This is a genomic window from Paenibacillus albiflavus (genome assembly GCF_004344915.1).
GTDB lineage: Bacteria > Bacillota > Bacilli > Paenibacillales > NBRC-103111 > Paenibacillus_AM > Paenibacillus_AM albiflavus.
In genome coordinates this window covers 24355-30534 of record NZ_SKFG01000033.1, presented here as the reverse complement: position 1 = coordinate 30534, position 6180 = coordinate 24355, and the positions used below count along the sequence as shown (strand labels likewise).

General features: G+C 38.0%; 11 protein-coding genes. 8 read left to right on the top strand and 3 right to left on the bottom strand.

All coding sequences use genetic code 11. The features are described 5' to 3' along the window. The first annotated feature begins 53 nt into the window (after positions 1-53). The 4 genes from E0485_RS21340 (at position 54) to E0485_RS21330 (ending at position 1957) form a co-directional block, all read left to right on the top strand. Positions 54-515: a GNAT family N-acetyltransferase gene (locus E0485_RS21340; protein ID WP_132420102.1), complete on the top strand. Its 462-nt coding sequence runs from the start codon at positions 54-56 to the stop codon at positions 513-515. A gap of 109 nt (positions 516-624) precedes the next feature. Then, positions 625-825: a hypothetical protein gene (locus tag E0485_RS25600; protein ID WP_235857667.1), complete on the top strand. Its 201-nt coding sequence runs from the start codon at positions 625-627 to the stop codon at positions 823-825. Beyond that, positions 822-1157 (top strand): GNAT family N-acetyltransferase, encoded by a 336-nt coding sequence (locus E0485_RS25595; protein WP_235857666.1) that lies wholly within the window; start codon positions 822-824, stop codon positions 1155-1157. Before E0485_RS25600 ends, E0485_RS25595 begins: the two co-directional genes overlap by 4 nt. Positions 1158-1600: 443 nt before the next feature. Further along, complete coding sequence (locus tag E0485_RS21330) at positions 1601-1957, top strand: hypothetical protein (protein WP_132420101.1); 357 nt, start codon at positions 1601-1603, stop codon at positions 1955-1957. Here E0485_RS21330 and E0485_RS25960 read toward each other — a convergent pair. Then, positions 1926-2270, bottom strand: a complete 345-nt coding sequence (locus tag E0485_RS25960; RefSeq protein WP_407944868.1) for an alpha/beta fold hydrolase — start codon at positions 2268-2270, stop codon at positions 1926-1928. The two genes, E0485_RS21330 and E0485_RS25960, sit on opposite strands and share 32 nt — an antisense overlap. Then, positions 2225-2422 (bottom strand): alpha/beta fold hydrolase, encoded by a 198-nt coding sequence (locus E0485_RS25955; RefSeq protein ID WP_207911031.1) that lies wholly within the window; start codon positions 2420-2422, stop codon positions 2225-2227. The genes E0485_RS25960 and E0485_RS25955 overlap by 46 nt, the downstream gene beginning before the upstream one ends. 118 nt (positions 2423-2540) lie before the next feature. On the opposite strand from E0485_RS25955, the gene E0485_RS21320 reads away from it, so the two are divergent. The 3 genes from E0485_RS21320 (at position 2541) to E0485_RS21310 (ending at position 4342) form a co-directional block, all read left to right on the top strand. Further along, positions 2541-2873 carry a winged helix-turn-helix transcriptional regulator gene (locus tag E0485_RS21320; protein WP_132420100.1) on the top strand — a complete coding sequence of 111 codons (333 nt, stop codon included), beginning with the start codon at positions 2541-2543 and terminating at the stop codon, positions 2871-2873. A 267-nt stretch (positions 2874-3140) separates the two neighbouring features. Continuing rightward, positions 3141-3869, top strand: coding sequence for an NAD(P)-dependent oxidoreductase (locus E0485_RS21315; RefSeq protein WP_132420099.1), 729 nt, complete (start codon positions 3141-3143; stop codon positions 3867-3869). A gap of 14 nt (positions 3870-3883) precedes the next feature. After that, the gene (locus tag E0485_RS21310; protein WP_132420098.1) at positions 3884-4342 is read left to right on the top strand and encodes a DUF2269 family protein; all 459 of its coding nucleotides are present in this window, start codon (positions 3884-3886) and stop codon (positions 4340-4342) included. Positions 4343-4468: 126 nt separating this feature from the next. On the opposite strand, the gene E0485_RS21305 is transcribed toward E0485_RS21310, so the two are convergent. Next, entirely contained in the window at positions 4469-4924 is a 456-nt protein-coding gene (locus E0485_RS21305) for a hypothetical protein (RefSeq protein ID WP_132420097.1), read from the bottom strand. A gap of 252 nt (positions 4925-5176) precedes the next feature. Here E0485_RS21305 and E0485_RS21300 point away from each other — a divergent pair, with 252 nt between their 5' ends. Further along, complete coding sequence (locus E0485_RS21300; protein WP_165921251.1) at positions 5177-6157, top strand: phosphotransferase enzyme family protein; 981 nt, start codon at positions 5177-5179, stop codon at positions 6155-6157. The last annotated feature ends 23 nt before the right edge of the window (positions 6158-6180 follow it).

Genomic DNA, 6180 nt, shown 5'->3' with positions numbered 1-6180 from the left:
ACGTTAGCTGAAATCAACGAAATTGTGATGGAAAATTGAAAGGAATATAAAAAATGAATCTAATCCGCATAGAACCAATTGATAAAAATAATTGGGAAGAAGCTCTCTCGATATCTTTACTCAAATCACAAGAGAAGCTTGTGCCTTCTGTTATCGAATCTTTAGCATGGGCTTATATAAAACCGTGGGATGAGGCTTTTGATCCATATATTTTGTGTAAGGATGATAAAACATTCGGATTTTTCTATCTTTCCTATACACCTAATAGTACTAATAATTACTGGATCGGTGGCTTTCAAATAGACAAGGAATATCAAGGGATGGGATTAGGAATACAATCTCTTAAAAGAATATTAGAATTCATTCAGGAAATGAACAGACAATGCGAAGTAATCTCTTTAACAATCGAAAAAAATAATAATCACGCTAGAAAACTTTACGAGAAATTAGGATTTGTCAATCAAGATAAAGAGAACCAAGATGGCGAGATTATATATAAACTAAAGTTAAAATAAACTATAAGTTACTCGAAGAGGTCGTTGACATCAGCTAACATTACATTCCTGCGTCGTCGCTTTTTGAAAATATAGAATATACACATAGCTACAGAAAGGGGTTATTTACGTGAACATCTCTTTTTTATCTGTTAAACAGGAAGTTGAGGAGCTCGTACAGTTCCTCACATCAGATAGCTGGCCTTATCATGGAGTTGAGAACCCTACTGAATCGGATGTCAGAAAGGCTTATGAAGATGGCGCCTATCACAATGAGAATACTCGAACGTTCTGGATTTTTGTGAAGACGAGGAGTAGAAAATCGGGTTGATCCGATTTTTCGATGTCTCTGATCCTATTATTATGTTTGATTTAAGAATCCGCAGCGAGCATCGGGGAAAAGGTGTTGGCGTTCAAGCTTTAAGGTGGATTGTCTCGTACGCGTTTTCTGAATTTCCAGAGGCAATCCGAATAGAAGGACATACCAGGGTCGATAACGTACTTATGCGGGCGTTGTTTGCAAAGTCGATATTCGTCTTGGAGGCTTATCATCGTAAATCTTGGAGCCAAGCTGGACAATTATTTGACTCCGTCGGCTACGCAGTGATCAGAGAAGACTGGGAGAACAATAAGATCACACCCATTCCCTGGACGATCAAATAATGCAAAATTCTGGTTGATGTCATAATACGAACGGGTAGTTTAGAATCCTATTGTCAGCCCGTTTTTCTATAAATTTCTTTAATTGAACTAAAAATTTTTATTATTATTCTAGAAAAACCTTGAAAGAAGTCACTTAGATTTTTTTTGACTAGGAACCCTACCAAAGCAAAGAATAGTGAAATAACTATTATAAACACAAATAGTTTTAGTCCTGTTTCTATAAATTCCATTTAGATACAGCACCTCCTTTTCAATTAAGATTATATACTTAACATCCACGTTTACGCGAATACCTGCTGGATAGATTTTCTTTACAAGAAGATATGCCGATCTCAACTGTTAAAACCAGCTTTAGTGCAGAAATTATTAATGCATATTCAGAGTTAATGACCCAATTAAACAAAGAAGGTATTTTGATAAGAAAGTAAAGGAGCGAGAGGAGGATGGCTGTTAAGAAAAAGATTGGCTACTCTATTATTTTATTGATAATAGTGATTATCATTTTAGGTTTTTTTCAAGTCCAAAAACCTATTCTCACGGAACATGAGGCTATATTCAAAGCAAAAATGTACCTTGACACAGTAAACCAAAAGTTGAATTTGACGTATAACACAAATATTGTTCAGATGAGTTTGTTAAATAATGATACGCTGTGGAGTAAAGTAACTGGCAATAGAACTTGGTATATCCATATTGATGGAGTAGCGGTCATTCTTGAAGCTTATACTGGAAAATTTTTTAACATGGTATTCCCTTTGGATGGTGTAATTACCAGGGAGGAAAATCCCGACTGGTTTTAATTTTGATTAAGCTCCCTCGATAAGATTTAGATTTCTCACTCAAACTCATGTACTCAGGTATTGGGGAGGGCTGAATATGAAAAAACCACCAGAAATATTTAGTGGCAAATTCCTGATCGGTGTGAGCATACATTTCAGTTGTAGGAGCAATGTCAAGAACAACAGCTTTCTCCACTGAATAAGGATGATCTAACATCATCTGAAAAAGAACCCGTCCACCTCGGTCATGACCCACTGCTTGGAATTGCTTGAATCCAAGGGTGTTCATCACTTGTATTTGATCGCGTCCCATCTCTCTTTTCGAATAATGAATATGTCTTGGTCCCCTTCCGGTTTGCTAGAGTCACCGTAACCCCGTAGATCAGTTAAAACCACAGTAAACTTTTTTGCAAGCGTTCCGGCAACTCTGTGCCAGGCAATGTGTGTTTCGGGATGTCCGTGTAGCAGAAGTAACGGGGAAGTCATTTTGTCATCAGCTCTCTTTTTAGTTTCAATGATTGACTTGATTGTAGCGCTATTGTAAAATTTTGTTATGTTAATTTTAGGTAATACACTTACTTAAAAGTAAGGGGATGATTTATCAATGATTCATCAGCATGAATGTCCAGTTGAGACACTCATTCATGTTTTAAGTGGCAAATGGAAGCCAATGATTTTATGGCATTTGATTGAATCCAAAAAGAGATTCAACGATCTGGAAAAGCTTATACCTGATGTTTCACAAAAAATGCTATCACAACATCTCCGAGATTTGGAACGAGAAGGCATAGTCGATAGAATGGTCTACCCTGCTATCCCTCCAAAAGTAGAATATTCTCTTAGTGAATACGGCAGAACATTGATTCCTGTAGTAGAAGTTATGTGTGCTTGGGGAAAAAATCATAATAAGCAGAAATATGAAGAGTCAGCGTCATAAAGCTGGTTCAATGAACTTGTACACTAATTCAATCAACTCAAAAACAAAAACTGCCACGGGATTCCGGGCAGCTTTTGTTTACCTACAGTCGCACTCCTGATATGAATTAATTATCCCGACCTCCGCGTATCATTATGGTATCCCTTTCTGTCATGCTTACTTTTAAGTAAGTACCCTACTTTAAAGTGGGTTCTTAACATAATTTTGAAGCGATGCTAAGCTTGAGTTAACCAAATATTGGGGTCCAGTTAAGAGGAGGAAAGAACAATGAAAATTATTGTTTTTGGAGCGACGGGGAATACAGGGAGAAGAGTGTTGGCACAAGGGATAAAAATGGGGCATGAAATGACCGCATTTGTGCGAAATTCTGAGAAGCTTTATGATCAATTAGGTGAACATTCCGCAAAGCATGTGAAGGTGATCGTGGACGATATTATGGACCCGGTGAGCGTCGGTGAGGCGCTCGCGCATCAAGACGCCGCTATTATTGCAGCCGGCCATGCGGGCCAGGGAGAAGAGTTTGTTCGTATCGTCGATAACATTATAAGCCAATGTGAATTCCAACCTAGTTTCTCTGGGCGAGTATGGATAATGGGAGGAGCCGGCCTGCTGGATATTCCATATACTGATCTTATCGGCAACAATTTACCCGGCTTCCCACCTGAGTATAGAAATCACAACCGGAATTTCGAAAGGCTACAAAAGACTCATCTCGATTGGTCCATTATGTGTCCAGGAACAATGATTGATTCGAGAGAGCATGCAGATCCGGTTCATCTACATGTAACAACGGAAACCTTGCCCATTCCAATTCCGGAGACGATCAAGGAATATTCCGAGACAGATATAGCCGGTCACTTGTTCAGCCGACTTCAAGAGCTGAATGTTGCTTATGACGATGTCGCAATATGTATGTTGGACCATCTTGAGCTCGAAGGAGCGTTTAAAAGAAAAAGGGTCGGTTTAGCCTACCAAAGCAATATTACAGTGCGCTGAGGAGAAGGGGGATAATGGGTTTGTATGGAATACTACTCGTTTTGCATATATTGGCTTCGATCGCCATAATTGGCCCCGCTTTCGTGATGCCCATCATTCGAAGATCCGCTAAAACCGTCGGCCAACTGCACTTTGCTTTTGGTATAACGACCAAACTTGCCATAATGCCTAAAATTGGCGGAGCCGTACTTATTTTAACTGGGGTTTGGCTTATGATCATAACCAAGATGGGGTTATCCCAATTGTGGCTAAATGTATCCATCCTTTTATCGCTGCTCATGGTCGTCATGATCGACGGATTGATCGAGCCGCGTATGAAAAAGATCATAAAGATCATATCTGAAAGTCAAGACCAGGGTAATGAAATACCCACCGAGTTCGGACTGTTGATAAAAAAGATCATCCCAATCGAGACGGCAGCACAGCTGCTGATGATTGCCATATTGGTGCTTATGGTCGTTAAGCCATTTTAAAGAAGCCGATGTGAGCGTCTTAACCACATTTTGACCGCTAACGTATCTTAAACAACTGTTGTTTTTTTGCTCAAAAGAAAGAGAAGGACGTTCATATTTACCGAACATCCTTCTCTTTTCATATATTCACTCTAACCCCAGCGTTCTGACAATTCTCGGAACGTCCTCATTGACCATACGTTTAAGAAGGCGTATCGGTCTGCCGTATCTTCTGTAATCGTAGTCCTGTTTCGATTTGTTGAGAAAATCTTCAGGAAGTTCTTCCGGAACCGTATATGCATAAATTAAACCATTTCGCTCTGCAAGGAAGATAATAGGGGAGTCATCATAGCCTTTATTTCGCCATTGCTTCCGAGTCATCCGGAAAACAAGCAGAGACAACACCTCTTCATAAACCTTACCTTTGTATTTAAAGATGAAAAATACGCCGTACTCAGCATCGATCAACTGCTTTTTTCTTTTAACGATTATGAATCTCTTCCACCATCTAGGAAGCTGTAGGCTGAAACCATACTTCGAATCCTTGTAAGATAGTTTAGATTTTGATATCGATTTACCCTTTATGATTTTATTGCTTATCATAATCACCTCCATTTGGAATCATCGTTATCGGATGATCATCATAATAGTTAGATTATTCAAGTACTCAAATGTGTGACTGTACTGCCGAATATCTGTCGTTTTTCAAAAAATAGGATTAAATATGTTGAACTAACGGAGGATAGCTCAATAAATACAACAAACGGATAATTTAAATATAGTTATTTATCCAAAAATCAACGAGCAATGTTACAATATATCAAGGATGTTCTAGACCTGAAGGAGGGAAGTTTTGTGTTAATCGAGGCCGAGAAAGTATTAATGCACTATTCATTCATTGAGCCGATCATTGAATTCATTAGACATAATGAAAATATTACATTTAAAGTGACAAACAAACCTGATAACAGGAAGTACTTGTTACGTATACATAAACCAATATCTGACGGGTTTTCAGGCTTACAACATACTCGAGATGGATTACAGTCAGAAATGGTTTTTCTTCGAGAAATAGATCAAAAAAACATACTAAAAGTTCAGAGACCTGTTTTAAATAAAGAAGGTGAATTGGTTACAGAATATATTTCTGATCAATTTGGTACCAGTTATGCAACTCTTCTAGAATGGATCGAAGGCTCGACTCTTAGCCAAAATGAAGACAACATAGATCAAATTATCTATAGATTAGGGGAAAATCTCGCCAGTTTACATGAATTTTCACAAACTCTAATGCCATTGGAGTTACATAGACCAGTCTACAACGCCAAAAGGATTGATGAAACGTTAACAGAACTTCGACAGGGTACAAACAATGCTATCCTTAATCAGGAGGATTATGATGTTATTAACAGCGTTCTATCCATAGTAAAAGAACAGTTAGTAGAACTGGACTCTAGGGAAAACACCTGGGGATACATTCATGCTGATTTTCAACTGGGGAATGTCATTGTGTCAGAACAAAATCAATATCCTTTCTTAATAGATTATTGCTTATTTGGTTACGGATACTACTTATTTGATTTGGGCAGTGCATCTTCAATGCTAAAAAGTGAGTTGAGAAAAACGTTTTTGGATGGCTATGCTTCTAAAACAAGCTTTTCATTTGATGATATTAGGTACATTGAAGGACAAATATTTATGGATATTTTCATTAGTTATGTATTTTTTATTAATGATTCTGAGAAGAACGGCTGGATAAAAGAGCACGCTTCAAAAATATGTAATACGCTTTGTCGAGATTTTCTTGAAGGGAAAGAAGTATATTATGCGTTTTAGAGACGGTGCAAACACTAAGTAGC

What these genes read in the sequence shown, in the direction of transcription:
- E0485_RS21305 (WP_132420097.1), bottom strand. Translation starts at nt 4,924, where the DNA reads ATGATAAGCAATAAAATCATAAAGGGTAAATCGATATCAAAATCTAAA.
- E0485_RS21340 (WP_132420102.1), top strand. Translation starts at nt 54, where the DNA reads ATGAATCTAATCCGCATAGAACCAATTGATAAAAATAATTGGGAAGAA.
- E0485_RS21315 (WP_132420099.1), top strand. Translation starts at nt 3,141, where the DNA reads ATGAAAATTATTGTTTTTGGAGCGACGGGGAATACAGGGAGAAGAGTG.
- E0485_RS21330 (WP_132420101.1), top strand. Translation starts at nt 1,601, where the DNA reads ATGGCTGTTAAGAAAAAGATTGGCTACTCTATTATTTTATTGATAATA.
- E0485_RS25955 (WP_207911031.1), bottom strand. Translation starts at nt 2,422, where the DNA reads ATGACTTCCCCGTTACTTCTGCTACACGGACATCCCGAAACACACATT.
- E0485_RS21320 (WP_132420100.1), top strand. Translation starts at nt 2,541, where the DNA reads ATGATTCATCAGCATGAATGTCCAGTTGAGACACTCATTCATGTTTTA.
- E0485_RS21310 (WP_132420098.1), top strand. Translation starts at nt 3,884, where the DNA reads ATGGGTTTGTATGGAATACTACTCGTTTTGCATATATTGGCTTCGATC.